Source organism: Natronorubrum sp. A-ect3 (assembly GCF_041821125.1).
GTDB lineage: Archaea > Halobacteriota > Halobacteria > Halobacteriales > Natrialbaceae > Natronorubrum > Natronorubrum bangense.
In genome coordinates this window covers 1,018,595-1,031,863 of sequence record NZ_JBGUBB010000002.1, presented here as the reverse complement: position 1 = coordinate 1,031,863, position 13,269 = coordinate 1,018,595, and the positions used below count along the sequence as shown (strand labels likewise).

The 13,269-nt window shown below is 59.8% G+C and carries 12 protein-coding genes, 1 tRNA gene and 1 pseudogene; 3 read left to right on the top strand and 11 right to left on the bottom strand.

Annotated features, from left to right (window positions below; all coding sequences use genetic code 11):
• Nucleotides 1–424: 424 nt before the first annotated feature.
• The 3 genes from ACERJA_RS11830 to ACERJA_RS11820 all read right to left on the bottom strand — a co-directional run bounded on the left by ACERJA_RS11830 (nucleotide 425) and on the right by ACERJA_RS11820 (nucleotide 3,036).
• Nucleotides 425–1,114, bottom strand: a complete 690-nt coding sequence (locus ACERJA_RS11830; protein WP_373608391.1) for a helix-turn-helix domain-containing protein — start codon at nucleotides 1,112–1,114, stop codon at nucleotides 425–427.
• A gap of 332 nt (nucleotides 1,115–1,446) precedes the next feature.
• The gene (locus ACERJA_RS11825) at nucleotides 1,447–1,746 is read right to left on the bottom strand and encodes a hypothetical protein (protein ID WP_373608390.1); all 300 of its coding nucleotides are present in this window, start codon (nucleotides 1,744–1,746) and stop codon (nucleotides 1,447–1,449) included.
• A gap of 594 nt (nucleotides 1,747–2,340) precedes the next feature.
• Complete coding sequence (locus tag ACERJA_RS11820) at nucleotides 2,341–3,036, bottom strand: CatB-related O-acetyltransferase (protein WP_373608389.1); 696 nt, start codon at nucleotides 3,034–3,036, stop codon at nucleotides 2,341–2,343.
• Nucleotides 3,037–3,648: 612 nt separating this feature from the next.
• Here ACERJA_RS11820 and ACERJA_RS11815 point away from each other — a divergent pair.
• A pseudogene (locus ACERJA_RS11815) lies at nucleotides 3,649–3,953 on the top strand (hypothetical protein).
• Here the strand turns inward: ACERJA_RS11815 and ACERJA_RS11810 are convergent.
• The 3 genes from ACERJA_RS11810 to ACERJA_RS11800 form a co-directional block, all read right to left on the bottom strand.
• Nucleotides 3,954–4,451, bottom strand: a complete 498-nt coding sequence (locus tag ACERJA_RS11810; protein ID WP_373608388.1) for a hypothetical protein — start codon at nucleotides 4,449–4,451, stop codon at nucleotides 3,954–3,956.
• A 225-nt stretch (nucleotides 4,452–4,676) separates the two neighbouring features.
• Nucleotides 4,677–4,852, bottom strand: a tRNA-Trp gene (locus tag ACERJA_RS11805).
• 52 nt (nucleotides 4,853–4,904) lie between these two features.
• Entirely contained in the window at nucleotides 4,905–5,780 is an 876-nt protein-coding gene (locus ACERJA_RS11800) for a DUF5794 domain-containing protein (protein ID WP_373608387.1), read from the bottom strand.
• Nucleotides 5,781–6,154: 374 nt separating this feature from the next.
• On the opposite strand from ACERJA_RS11800, the gene ACERJA_RS11795 reads away from it, so the two are divergent.
• Both ACERJA_RS11795 and guaB read left to right on the top strand, forming a co-directional pair.
• Nucleotides 6,155–6,295: a hypothetical protein gene (locus ACERJA_RS11795; protein ID WP_373608385.1), complete on the top strand. Its 141-nt coding sequence runs from the start codon at nucleotides 6,155–6,157 to the stop codon at nucleotides 6,293–6,295.
• A gap of 110 nt (nucleotides 6,296–6,405) precedes the next feature.
• Nucleotides 6,406–7,908, top strand: coding sequence for an IMP dehydrogenase (gene guaB / locus ACERJA_RS11790; protein WP_373608384.1), 1,503 nt, complete (start codon nucleotides 6,406–6,408; stop codon nucleotides 7,906–7,908).
• On the opposite strand, the gene ACERJA_RS11785 is transcribed toward guaB, so the two are convergent.
• From ACERJA_RS11785 to ACERJA_RS11765, 5 genes are all read right to left on the bottom strand, one after another.
• A complete protein-coding gene (locus ACERJA_RS11785) occupies nucleotides 7,909–9,582 on the bottom strand; it encodes an AMP-binding protein (protein ID WP_373608383.1) in 1,674 nt (557 codons plus the stop codon).
• Between the two features lie 89 nt (nucleotides 9,583–9,671).
• Nucleotides 9,672–10,280 carry a (d)CMP kinase gene (cmk, locus tag ACERJA_RS11780; protein WP_373608381.1) on the bottom strand — a complete coding sequence of 203 codons (609 nt, stop codon included), beginning with the start codon at nucleotides 10,278–10,280 and terminating at the stop codon, nucleotides 9,672–9,674.
• 122 nt (nucleotides 10,281–10,402) lie between these two features.
• Entirely contained in the window at nucleotides 10,403–10,894 is a 492-nt protein-coding gene (locus ACERJA_RS11775; RefSeq protein ID WP_373608380.1) for a hypothetical protein, read from the bottom strand.
• On the bottom strand, nucleotides 10,891–12,486 hold the full coding sequence (locus ACERJA_RS11770) for a sodium/proline symporter (protein ID WP_373608379.1): 1,596 nt from the start codon (nucleotides 12,484–12,486) through the stop codon (nucleotides 10,891–10,893). Before ACERJA_RS11770 ends, ACERJA_RS11775 begins: the two co-directional genes overlap by 4 nt.
• Nucleotides 12,479–12,979, bottom strand: coding sequence for a hypothetical protein (locus tag ACERJA_RS11765; RefSeq protein WP_373608378.1), 501 nt, complete (start codon nucleotides 12,977–12,979; stop codon nucleotides 12,479–12,481). Before ACERJA_RS11765 ends, ACERJA_RS11770 begins: the two co-directional genes overlap by 8 nt.
• Nucleotides 12,980–13,269 lie beyond the last annotated feature (290 nt).

Below are 13,269 nucleotides of genomic sequence, written 5' to 3'. Positions count from 1 at the left end.
AACTGATCAGTCTCGATGCGACGCGCTAAGCGTCTTGAAAACAGGGGTGGGCCGTGGGGAACGGCCTCCTGATCGTCTGTTGATGGCCACACAGCCACGAGTGGCCACAGTGATTGAGTACGAGTGATCTTCCGGCGCGTACCGTTATTCGGTATGCATTGCGGGGTCGGCTACCACGCCGACGATACACACTTCTATCTGTCCAATAATAAAGCTATCTCTTGCGGTAGATGCGTGCTTCTTCTGCAGAAAACTTCTGAGAAGACCACTGAAGGCCGCATTAATTTGGTTGGTTTGCATTATCTTGCTTCCGGGCTGTGAAAATTGTGTCTCTGTCAGTCATTGTGTGCCACCGGGAACATCCGTGCTGCGTTCACCTCTCGCTCAGCACCGAGCATGTGCACTCGAGACCGGGTGACAGAAGCTACGGATCGATCGCTGTTGGTTTCATCCGATCGGTCAACTCTGCGCTGACGAGTGCGGCGTGACACCGTCGGAGCCGTTCCGAGAGCGCCTGGTGTGAGATGTCGAGCTCCGCGGCGAGTTCCTTGAGCGTAATTTGTCGAGGAATGTCGAAGTAGCCGAGTTCGTGGGCTTTACAGATCGTCTCGTACTGCGTCTCTGTCAGCGGTGTCTGGGAACCAGTAAACTCGTTCGTTCCGGCAAGTCGCGTCACCTCCACGTCGAACTCGTACTGGCCGAACAGCGTGTAACACTCCGAGAGCGATGCTCGTTCGTGAAAGAGGAGTTTTACTGTCCATGTGCCGCTCTCACCGCGGGCTGCTAAAATGGCCCCATCGTTTTCTGCGACGATCTGCTGGAACAGTTTAAACCCATCCCCGAACTCGAGTTGGAACAACCAGCGATCGCGGTCGTCCGCGTCAACAGTCCGATCTCCCTGCTTGCTGTCGGTTACACTCGCGATCACGTCGACTGATGGATCCGCCTCGAGTGCCTCGTGGACGGTGTCGATATCCGGACCAATCACCCAGACCAGCGGCGGTGACTCACCGATCATTCCACCGATCTGGCACTGGAACGTCGGGACCCGATCGAACGTCCGGGCAGCCCCGAGTCGATCAGCCGGAATCTCGAGTTCGACGACTGTCGTCATCAGGACAACCCACCACAAAGACGTATAGACTCGTTGTGTTTCCGGTAGCCTTTCCCGCCATCCGGTTTTGATGACTCTCTCTGGAGTCTGAACGTCACGAGCACGTCCAACAACACGGGGAAGGGCTGGTGGACTGTACTCACGCCCTATTCACAGCGAACGTGTTATCGACCTGCGATCACGCTCCGTGAGACACTGTACCGTTCTCAGTGACAGACAGTGCCAAAAAACTATAAGAGTCTTGTGGCCATATATTCAGTTGACCGAGTCCTGCAACTTGGTCGACAGGGAATGCACGGCCAGCAGTCTTGATTTTCTCGTCGCGACGCTCGCTACATCGACCGTTGGTAGCCACACGTCGGACACTGCATCACTCCATCAGCGATCAGGAGGCAACTCCGTTCACAGCGGTTACACGGACCCCCAACTGAGAGACCCGACTGGCGGGCAACGGCGTGGACTGTCCGATCGAGCAACTGCAGCCGGGACTCGACCTGATCCAGTCGCGCGGTCATCTCCTGTAACTGGGACTCCGCCTGCTCGAGGCGTGTCGTCGCATCCTCGAGTCGTGTACGGACCGGTCTGTGATCCCGCTGGCGGTCGTCAATCCGCGTGGGCATTCGAGGAGTCATTGAGGCGGTTACGCGACCAGCAGCTATATAGCTCGCTCTCAGTGAATTGACTCGTCGCCGCGATTCATCGACCACTTCGTTCACGGCTGTAACCGCCGTCTCCAGACACCTCGAGGCCGAGCGAGACAGCGGTCGCCCACGTCTCGAGCGACTGGTAAGCAGCCCCGTTGTGATCGCTTGGCAGTGTCGTGAGCCGACGGTGGACTGCCGAATGGTATCGACCTCGAGCAGGCTGGCGCCTCGCAGACCCGTCATCGAGACTGTTATCAGCATTCGTGTTAGTCATTGCATCTGAACTTATATTCATCTGGAATAGAGTGAAATTTAAACCGAAAGGGATATGTGCTGGCTCTTCTCACGGGTGTGTATGGTTCGTTACTCGGATGAGCGCTGCTCCGACTGTGGTGGCAGACAGAAAATACGCACCGACAACTCTACCTGGTGTCCAAACTGCTCGCTGTTCAGTCCGCCTGGCGTACAGTCGGCGTGACTGTGCAGTTGCCGATGCGTTCGTCGCCCCGTCGGGGTGGCTGCGCTCGCGAGACTACCGCTAACGACTCGAGTGCGTAGCGTCGCGGTGTTGAGACGGAGAATTTATATCGATACCGTCGGGATATCCTCAGCTTCTCGCAGTTCGCGTTCGAAGAACTCGCGGTTATCGAGGATTTCATCTCTGTCCCACTCCCACCACTCGAGATCCAGAAGCTTCTCCCTGATGGCTTTGGGAAATCGCCATTTGACCCGTTCAGCTGGAACGCCAGCGACAATGGCGTACGGTTCAACATCGTCAGTCACGACTGAGCCGGCACCGATGATGGCGCCGTCACCGATTGACACGCCCGAAAGGATCGTCGCTCGAGTCCCGATCCAGACGTCGTTGCCGACTGTGATCGGTCCCTCCGCCGTTGGCGGCAGATCGCTGTCGAGGACTTCGTCGTAAAATCGGATCTGCATCGACGGCTGCGACGTCTTGTGGTTCGTTTGCTGGAACGTCGTCTCCCTGGCAATCGCACAGTACTTTCCGAGCTCGACGTCGCCGACGAGGTCGCAGTTCGGTTCGAGGTTCGTCCGCTTCCGAATAGTCACGTCTCCGTCGAGCACGCAGCCTCGACTCAGTCGCGTGTGCGGACCGAGTTCGACCTGCCGTCGGAGCAAACACCCGATCGAAACTCGCGCCGATGGGGCGATATCCAGCTGCGTCGAATCGGAATACCGGTTGAACAGTTCGTGTGTCGCGGCTGGATAGCCGAGCATCGACAGTGACCGTTCCACGATGGTCTGGAGTGTCATCTGGGGCACTATCTCGTCGACTGCTGCGCTTATATGATTTATTTGGCTACAGCGTACAGTCTCTCTCTGCGAGCACTCAAAAGCTCCTGCTACCCGCAGTCAAACCGTGTTCTGGAGGGGTGCTACTCACCAACGCCTCCGTCCGAGACGGCTGGCTCAGCCCCGTACATTTCATCGAACACATATAAACCCCACATTCTGAATCTGTGATAGACTCAGAATACACATTCAAGAGTAACAGAATGCTACCGATTACGGCCACTCTCACGGACCACTCCCGCTGCTGGACATGTCTGTGGCCGATTCTCGAGTCGCATTCACTCGAGGCGAGTCGAAGATGCGGACACGGACACGCGTTCGGAACTGAAACGCGAACGACGCACGCTGAGCGATTTCGCGACTCGAGTTTCAGAACGAACGGACAGCAAGCCAGCGTTCGATGGCTCGACACCCGTCGTCTCACGACTGCTCACGGCTCAACGGCGGCTGTTTGTTCGCTCTCCATGTCTCACAACGTTTGCTTTACACAGGCTCAACTGTGTTCTACACAACTGTACGTATTTCTGATAGCTGTTGGTGCTGCATACCGGTTTGAGACACTGAACATCACCTCTGTGCGCCGGCTGGCACGATGCCCGATTTGGCAACGATACGACAGTCGAGATCGAGTCAACGCTGCTCGAGTACGCCGACGGCCAGTCGGGCACGTTCGAGGGCTCCCGAACGTCTCACGAGAAGCTTCGGCGGGCGGACGGCTGGTACTGCTTCGTCGTCTCCAAGCCCACGGCCGCAGCGGGCTGACTGTGCTGAAAGAGAAGCTGGTTCGCTCGAGCGATCTCTCGTTGCTCCGATGGCACGGGGGCGGTGATCACCGCGGAACCGAGCAGGCGAATGTCTCCATTGCAGATGTGTTCTAGCTACTCATCGATCATTTCAAGCGTCATCATCGTTTCCAGTGCTAGTTCGTTCGCAGTCGTCTCGCCTGCATTGTACTCTTCGGCCCATTCAGTCTCGACATACCATTCCGAGATGGGTTCGCCTGCGATGTCGAGCGCTGTCGCTTCCAATCGTTCAACCTCCAGTCCCATGTTGACCGCCTCGGCGAAGGCCCCAGTGACGTAGCCCATCTCCTCTATGATTTCATCTTCGGTCGGACCAAGTGGGTAGTAGTCGAACGAAAGGATCTCCGTACCCAGCGTCTCTTCTTCTTCAACCTCCAGTTCGGCCACCTCAACACCCTCGTCTTCGATTACGATCTCGAACAGTGTGAGGATCTCGTCCTCGGTGAACGCATCTTCGTGTTCGTCGGCACTTCCGATTGGCACCCCGACAGCTGCTGCTAAGACCAGACCACCGCTCGCCAGCACACTCCGGCGGCTACGACCAATGCCCCCCTCTTCGATTTGATCTGCCATATCTGACAGCATGTGACTATGTGCCATACTCGGGGCGAAAAAACCCAATTAAAGGTTCAATTGATAGTCACTGAATGCGATCACTCACATCTCTTCTTTAGTCTGAGCAGACACGTTGCACTCGACATCAAAGCTAACAGCTCGAGTGCTCAGCGTTTCCGATCTCGTGTGCATACTCGGTAAATGAATTACTCCTCGCTCATGAAGTCAAGTGCGGTGAGGAAATGGGGTCGGAGGGATTTGAACCCCCGATCGACTGATATCTCCGGTGCGCCTCGGAACTCCAGAGGGTCATCACACGGACACTGATCAGGTGTCCGATCAGTATATCAGTTCTGGAGTGTCGTCCCGGGCGCGTTGCCTCTGGAGTCAGTCGCCATCCCTGGCTTGGCCACGACCCCTCGTCATCCAGTTGGGGGATGTTGCCTAAAGTGGTTTCGATTCGGAACCGAATTACAGCCACGGGGCACGGCCCTCGGTATCCGTCGAGTCGTCGCCTGGATACGTGTCCGGCTCAGGTTCGTCGACCTCCTTGAGTGCCTCCTCGTCGCCGCCGTTGGCCACCGGGCCGTCCGCGGACGTGTCCGAGTCGCTCGAGTCTCGCTCGAGTGGGAAGTCAATCGCGAAGACGGCGGCGACGACTAATGCGGCAAGGGGGGCCTGTCCGAAGGCCATGCCGAGCATCGAGAGTGGCAGCAAGCCGAGTGCGACGGCGCTGCCAAAGCGGAAGCGGTCGATATCCATATACTCGCGCAGATACGGGCCACCGAGGGCGACCGCCAGCGCGAAGCCAACGCCGACGCTGGCGGCGAGAACGGCGTTGGCGACGAGGGCAGGGTCGTCCATCAGGACGATGGATGCGCCAGAGGGGTCGAAACTCGCGATGAGCCCGAGCCCGATGATGACGACGGGGTTTGGCAGGTAGTCGCCGATCGTCGCACTCGCGGTTTTGGCCGCGATGGCGAGGATCACCAGTGCCGCAAAGCGGGTGATGATGACGTTGTCGAGGACGCTGCCGATCGCCGGTGCGAGAGCGGCCTGGACCGCCGCAAGCAGTATCAGTGGGATGCCGACCAGTAAGACGATCGCCGTCTGTTCACGCGGCGTGCCGGACATTTCGGCGAGGATCACCGCAACGGTGGCGCTCCCGCCGAAGATCAGGAGTCCAACCTGGATGGCACCAAGCGGATCATCGAGCGCGCCCGCGAGGATCAACGCTGGGAAGACGCCGTCGATCAGTGGCAGCATCATCACCAGCGCTAACAGGCGCGCGTCACCACCGACTAGCTGCTCGAGACGGAGTGCAACCGGGTGTTGTGACGTACTCATCGGTCAGGGTCGATGGCCATGACCCGAGGCCGGCGGGCAATAGGGTGGACGATCCCGAAGGGCATGGTGGGTGAGCCACCAGTTCGTCCGATTGCGACCTCGTGCTGTGAGTGTTGTATTCTGATTCCCGAATGTAAATTTGGAGGTGGAGTGATGACTCATCCAACCACCGATTCGGGATTCACTGAAACTCACAGCGTACATACCCAGAGAATACACAGGAGTGTCAATAAACGTTGCGTGGGAAGCGGTTGCACAAGCTGACGTGTTTTCGCCACTGACACCCATATCTGCGAGGGAATGTACGGAGTTGTAGTTGCACATCGGAGAGACAATCGCTATCTGGTAGACGATTGTCTGCTTTTGATGTATCCATGGCCACTGCAGATACCGCTGAAAACGTCCACGAGGAGACCACAGTGAACGTACTCTTCACCAGCGCTGTCGGCCCGAGGTGTCTGCCGATCACCAACGAACTGGGGCCAGCCCACACTCGAGCAACCGGTGATCATTGAGATACTGTACCAGCACGGAAGCTGCTGAATCGGCCGCCGACGGCCGCGTCAACCGTTCACACCCGAATATATCTCGCAACGCTTTTTGCTCGTGGGTTCCGACGGCTTACATGGCGAACGACGTTCCCGAACATGGGACTTATTCTTCGAAACTAGCAGTACCGGAAGCGCTAACGTTCGACGACGTACTCCTTCGGCCAAAAGAGAGTCGCGTCGAACCGGACCAGGCTGATCTCACCTCGAAGGTTTCCAGAAACGTCGAGGTCTCCGTCCCGATCCTTTCGGCGGCGATGGACACTGTTACCGAAAGCGGGATGGCGATTGCGATGGCCCGCCACGGCGGCCTCGGTGTGCTCCACCGCAATATGAACATCGACGAGATGGTCGAGGAGATCGAGCGCGTCAAAAGCGCCGACGAACTCATTATCCCTCTCGACTCGGTCATCACCGTCGACCCTGAGATGAGCGTCCGTGAGGCAGACGAGCGGATGGCCCGCAGCGGTGTCGGTGGCGCACCCGTCGTCAACACCCGCGGCGAAGTGCTCGGGATTATCTCGAGTACCGACATCCGGCCCCACCTCGAGGTCAACGAGGAGGACCCGGTTACCGCGGCGATGACTGACGAGGTCGTCACGGCACCCGAGGAGATCGATCCCCGCGAGGCGTTCGATCTCATGTACGAGCACAAGATCGAGCGTGTGCCAGTCGTCGACGACGAGAACCTGCTGGTCGGGCTCGTGACGATGCAGGGCATCCTCCAGCGCCGAGAGTACAAAGAAGCCGTCCGTGACGAGGGCGGCCGACTTCGCTGTGGGGTCGCTGTCAGTCCCTTCGAACAGGACCGGGCTGAGGCGGCTGATGAGGCTGGTGCGGACGTGCTGTTTATCGACACCGCCCACGCGCACAACCTGAACGTTATCGACGGCGCTCGAGAGATCAAAGAGTCCGTCGACGCAGACGTCGTCGTCGGCAACGTCGGGACCCGCGAGGCAGCAGCGGATCTCGCCGACTTCGCGGACGGAATCAAGGTCGGCATCGGCCCCGGTTCGATCTGTACGACGCGTGTCGTCTCGGGTGCCGGAATGCCCCAGATCACCGCCGTCGCACAGGTCGCAGACGTCGCAAGCGAACACGGCATTCCCGTGATCGCCGACGGCGGCATTCGTTACTCCGGTGACGCAATCAAGGCGGTTGCCGCTGGCGCAGACGCAGTCATGCTCGGCTCATACTTCGCCGGCACCGACGAGGCCCCCGGCCGCGTCGTCACGATGAACGGGAAGAAGTACAAGCAGTACCGCGGCATGGGAAGCGTCGGCGCGATGAAGTCGGGCGACAGCGACCGATATCTCAAGGACGAACCCGACGAAGAAGACGAGTACGTGCCAGAGGGTGTCGAGGCCGCGACGCCGTACAAGGGCACGCTCAAATCCGAACTCCACCAGCTCGCCGGTGGGATGCAGTCGGGGATGGGGTACGTCGGTGCCGAGACGCTTCCTGCGTTCAAAGAGCGCTCGGAGTTCGTCCGTGTCTCTTCGGCCGGCCAGGCAGAGAGTCACGCTCACGACGTCGTCATCACCGACGAAGCGCCGAACTACTCGCCCGACAACAGCTAATCACTCCGGTTTGAGCTCCGTCCGCCGGATCTTGCCGGTGGTCGTCGTCGGGAGTTCATCACGAAATTCGATTTCGCGCGGATACTCGTAGGCTGCTAGCCGATCGCGAACGAACTCGCGAAGCTCGGCCCGTAGCTCGTCGGTTGCAGACGCCTCCGATGCGGGTTCGACGGCTGCTTTGATTATCTCACCACGTCGTTCGTCAGGGACACCCACGACACCGACCTGAGCGACGGCTTCGTGGGCGAGCATCGTTTCCTCGACCTCTCGCGGCGCGACGCGATAGCCGCTCGTGATGATGAGGTCGTCGTCTCGAGAAATATACCAGAGAGACCCGTTCTCGTCTCGCTCGGCGAGGTCGCCAGTAAGATGCCAGCGGTCGCCATCCGGCCCGTCTGAGAGCGTTACTGCATCCGTCCTCGCCGGGTCGTTCCAGTACGACTCGAAGATTACGGGATCCTCACCGCGGCGCACCGCGATTTCACCGACCTCGCCCGAGTCGACCCGCTCGCCCGTCTCGGGCTCGAGCACCGCGACGTCGTGGCCTGGAACTGGTTTCCCCATACTCCCCGGTTTCGCCGGGAACCACTGCCGGCAGTTCGTGACGAGCAGGTTCGCCTCCGTCTGCCCGTAGAGTTCGTTGACGACCACGCCTTCGAGCGTCTCGTCGGCCCACTCGAGGATCTCCGGGGTGAGCGGTTCGCCGCCGGAACAGATCGACTCGAGCGAGAGATCGTAGCGTTCTGTCGGCTCCTCGATGTCCATCAGCATCCGGATCGCAGTCGGCGGAAGGAAGGTGTTCGTCACAGCTTCGGTCGCCATGAGTTCGAACGCGCGCTCGGCGTCGAACGACCCCATCGGGTAGCCGACGACCGGTTGGCCGTAATGCCAGGCGGGGAAGACGAGATCGCCGAGTGCGCCGATCCAGGCCCAGTCGGCTGGCGTCCAGTAGACGCCGTCGCGCACGTCGTGCTCGAAGTAGAGCTGAAACGCCGGACAGTGGCCAAGCCAGACGCCGTGGGTGTGAAGGACACCTTTGGGCTCCCCGGTGCTGCCGCTCGTATACATGATGATCGCGGGCGTGTCGACGTTGGTGTCGGCGGGTTCGAGCGCCGTCGCCGTCCAGTCGACGGCGGTGTCAAACGGCTCCACGGTGACCCCATCGATTCGCTGCTGGTCGACAGTCTCGGAACTCGTGTCATCGACCACGAGAACGGACTCAAGCGCCGGGCAGTCGGGGGCGACCTCGCGAATCGTCGCCAACTGGCTAGCATCGACGACGGCCACGCGAGTGTCGCTGTCGGTCAGCCGATATCGAAGCGCGTCGTCACCGAACAGCACGGAGAGCGGAAGCGAGATCGCTCCCAATTTCCAGCAGGCGAGATGGGTGAGCACGTTCGCCGGCTTTTGCGGGACGACGACAGCGACACGGTCGCCGTGTTCGATACCACGTGCCTCGAGTGCGTTTGCGACGGCGTTCGACCGAGCGTCGAGGTCGCCGAACGTGTACGTCGTCCGCGACCCGTCGTCGGTTAGCTGCACCAGCGCAGGCTGGTCGCCGTCGTGTTCCCCGACCAGATCCACAGCTGCGTTGAAGCCGTCTGGAACATCCCACGAAAACGACTCGCGTGCGTCCGCGTACGTCTCCTCAGTAACCGTGACGTAGTATGACATACCATGATGTTTGTCGACATACAACAAGAAAGAACCGGCGTCATCAGCCACACAAGTCAGCAGTAGACTGGACCGAACGCGACCTCGAGTTACAGATCGACGGTCGGGGTAGAGAACGCACCTTCGTCGGTTTCGGGATCGTACTCTTCTAAGGCGGCCCGAACGAGTTCGAACACGCCGCGTTTGCTCCAGCGTGCGGTGTTGATATTGAGGTCGTAGAACTCGCGTTCGTCGATATCGATTTCGTAGTAGGACTTGTATCGGCCGGCTTCGCTGACCTCTCGGACGCGCATCTCGGCTTCGGTTTCGATGCGGTCTTCGATACGAGCGAGTCGGACGTCTTCAGGGGCATCCAGCCAGATCCGAAGGTCGGCACGCTCACCGGCGAGCCAGCCAGCCAGCCGGGACTCGAGGATAAACGGCTTGTTCGCCATCCCCCACTCTTCGGCGATCGACTGCAAGCGCTGATCGATCGCCAGGTCGATCTCGTCGGATTCGTCCGCCTTCGCCGTCAGCTGGTTGAGCGTCATCTCCTGTTCGTCCGCGATCTCGCGGAAGATGTCGCCCCCAGAGACGTACGGACAGCCCATCGCTTCGGCCAGTTGGGTACACAGTGTCGTTGCCCCACATCCCGGTGGTCCGGAGACGGTAATGAAGAGTGTCGTGTCGATCTCGGCCGATGGAGCATCCATGGACATACACGAACACTCTCCGTTCAGTGTAAAAAGATATCCGGCTGCCGCCGCGTACGAGGCTCGACACCGATCGATATGTTGTCCCCGACGTCGGCGGTCGGGAACGTGCGTTCCCAAACGCGCCGTCAGAAAAACGGCCAGCGCCGCGTGTCGAATTCGATGTCGACGTGCTCGAGGCGTGGTTCCTCCTCAAGGGAGGCGACGATGTCTCGTTGTGAGTCGGCGTCGCTGGTACTGACCAGCGTCATCTGGCCATTGTAGCGGCTGTCGGTGTCGTCTCGCCATTCGAGTTCGAGTTTCGCGCGCCGAAACCGCGTGCCTTCCACGAGTCGGATCGACTCGAGGGCCTCGAGCGGGACGGCGAAGTTCTCCTTGGCCAACTCCTCGAGTTCGTCCAGTTTGCTGTCGTCGACGATCGCCCGATCGCGTTCACCCATATCAGCCCGCAGCAGCATCGATCGGTAGGACTGGCCGACGTAACACCAGACGACTCGCTCGTCGGTGATGACCAGCTCCCAGAACTCGATCGAGTTCGGGCGCTGGCGGAGCCAGCGAGTGAGTCGTGCAATCGTGGTTTCGGTGTCGGTCATGGGTTGGGACTGGGCGACGGTCGTCATCGTTCGAACAGCGCGTGCAGGTCGGCTGGGACGGCTCGTTCATCCTCGGTCGCCTGTGTGAGCAGCGAGACGAAGATGAAGACGACCATTGCGACCAGCAGCGCGATCGCTTCAGCTGGCACCGCAGCAGGGTACGGGTACGTCGCCATGATCGCTTCGTTGAGCCATTCGGTTCCGGTGACGGCTGCGATCTCCGGAATAGCGTTGTAGACGATGTTGAAGATCATCCCGACGACGAGGGCTGCGATCGCGCCTTCCTTTCTCGCCCCCTTCCAGTTCAGTCCGAAGACGACGACGGGAACGAACGCGGCGGCGAAGAAGCCCCAGCTGATCGCACCCAGAATGCCGACCAGTGCCTGTGAGTAGAAGACGACGACCGTCGCGAGAACCGTCAGTCCAGCGAGTGCGGCCTGGGTCACGCGAAGTTCCGTCTGGTCGTCCGTGATCGGGTGTCCCAGCGCTCGCGGGATGTCACGCGAGATCGCGGCAGCGCCGATGTTGAGGAAGGAGTCACTCGTCGACATGATCGCCGCGAGCAATGCTGCGAGGATCAGGCCAGCGATAATGCTTCCCGTGTGATCGAGCACGAAGACGGGACCGACCTCAGACGGCGAGAACGTCTCCGAAATCTGGCCAGCCTCGACCATCGCTCGCATCGAGAACCCGGCGGAGAACGCGATCATACTCGAGATCGCGTACGAGATGGCGGCGATCGGTGCGCCCCACTTCAGGATCGTCATATCACGGCTCATGTAGAACTTCGTGATGAGATGAGGTTGGCCGGCCGCGCCGACGGAGAACAGGACCCACCAGGCGACACCGACCAGGATGGCCGTTTCCGGACCACCGAGCGCGCCGAACGGCGAGACGAGGGCAGGATCTGCACTCGCCAGGTTCTGGGAGATGTTCTCCATACCGCCACCGAACGACATCGCGTAGGCGAAGACGAACACAGCACCGATGATCATCGTAATCGCCTGCAGGAAGTCGGTCCAGACGCCGGCGATCATGCCGCCGAGCATGCTGTACAACAGCAGGATCAACGCGCCGCCGAGCAGTCCCCAGATGAGGGGGATGCCGAAGATCGCCCGCATGACGAACTGGAGTGCGGCCAGATTGACCGCGAGGTAGGCCACCACACCGAGGGCGACGGCGAACCCGGTAAGCCCGCGGACCCACTCGCTCTCATAGCGGACGTAGGTCGCATCCGCAAGCGTCAACACGTTCCGAATGTCGGCGAGCAAGCGCATCCGTTTTGCTAGGACGATCCAGGTAAGCAGGAAGCCAAGCGGCGCGGTAAAGAAGATCCACAGCGCCGTCGTCCCGAACGAGTAGACGAGTTCGGGGCCACCGACGAAGCCGAAGCCGGACTGGATCACCGAGAACGCGGTCATCGCAAGCACCCACGTTCCGATGCTCTTGCCGGTGATCAGGAAGTCACTTGTCGACTCCGTCTGCATCCATCCCCAGGCTCCGATCGCGAGAACGACCAGCAGGTACGCTGCTCCGAAGGCGATGATGATGGGGTCGTCAGCGATAGGGATTCCGTCTTGCTGGAGCGGGAGCGCCAGCATCGAGAGGAAGTTATTCATCGGTCACCTCACCACCGTCGGTCGCTTCTGCGGGACCCTTCGATCTGTTCGGTGCCAGCGGAAACGACTCCTGGCGCTGCTGTTTGCGCGCGGAGTCGATGACGTCGTTGACGATCTCCTCACTGGCGATCCGATCGAAGATCACCGAGTAGTAGATCGCTGCTGTCAGCGGCAACAGCCAGAGGAACCCGAAGTAGATAAGCGTCGGAACTGGGAGCCCGAGTATATAACTGTATTCGGTGACCGAGGGATCCCACGTCAGCCAGATCCCGCTCAGACCGATCAGGAAAAACACTGCCAGTCCGCCGATCAGCCCCGTATACGGGGCCAGGTCGGGGTCGCTATCGCTTCGCTCGATCGTCGACGTCGCGATCACCGAAAGGATGATCGCCCCGCCGATAAACGAGAACGTTCTGTACCACCCGAGACTTGCCGTCACCAGTGCACCCACTGAGAGCACACCGATCAGGCTCATTGTAACGTTTCGTGCCATTGTTAGATTGCTCGTATCGAAGTCATCTTGCGGTCGGCTTGATTATGGACCGGGAACGACCCATTCGAGGACAGTCACCTGGATTCAGGGAACAGTCGTGCCCTCTTTCGACGCCTCCCCATCGCTGCAGCGCTCTTGTCCGCCGCAATACTAGGTAACATGTTCGTTGTGGATGAGAAGGTGACCGTTAACATGTCAACAGCTGTCTCTTGAACAGAGACACCACTGCACTTCGACGGCGACCTCGTCAGCGGCGTCTATCAGTTCACACCCGATCGAGCGACGCCGTT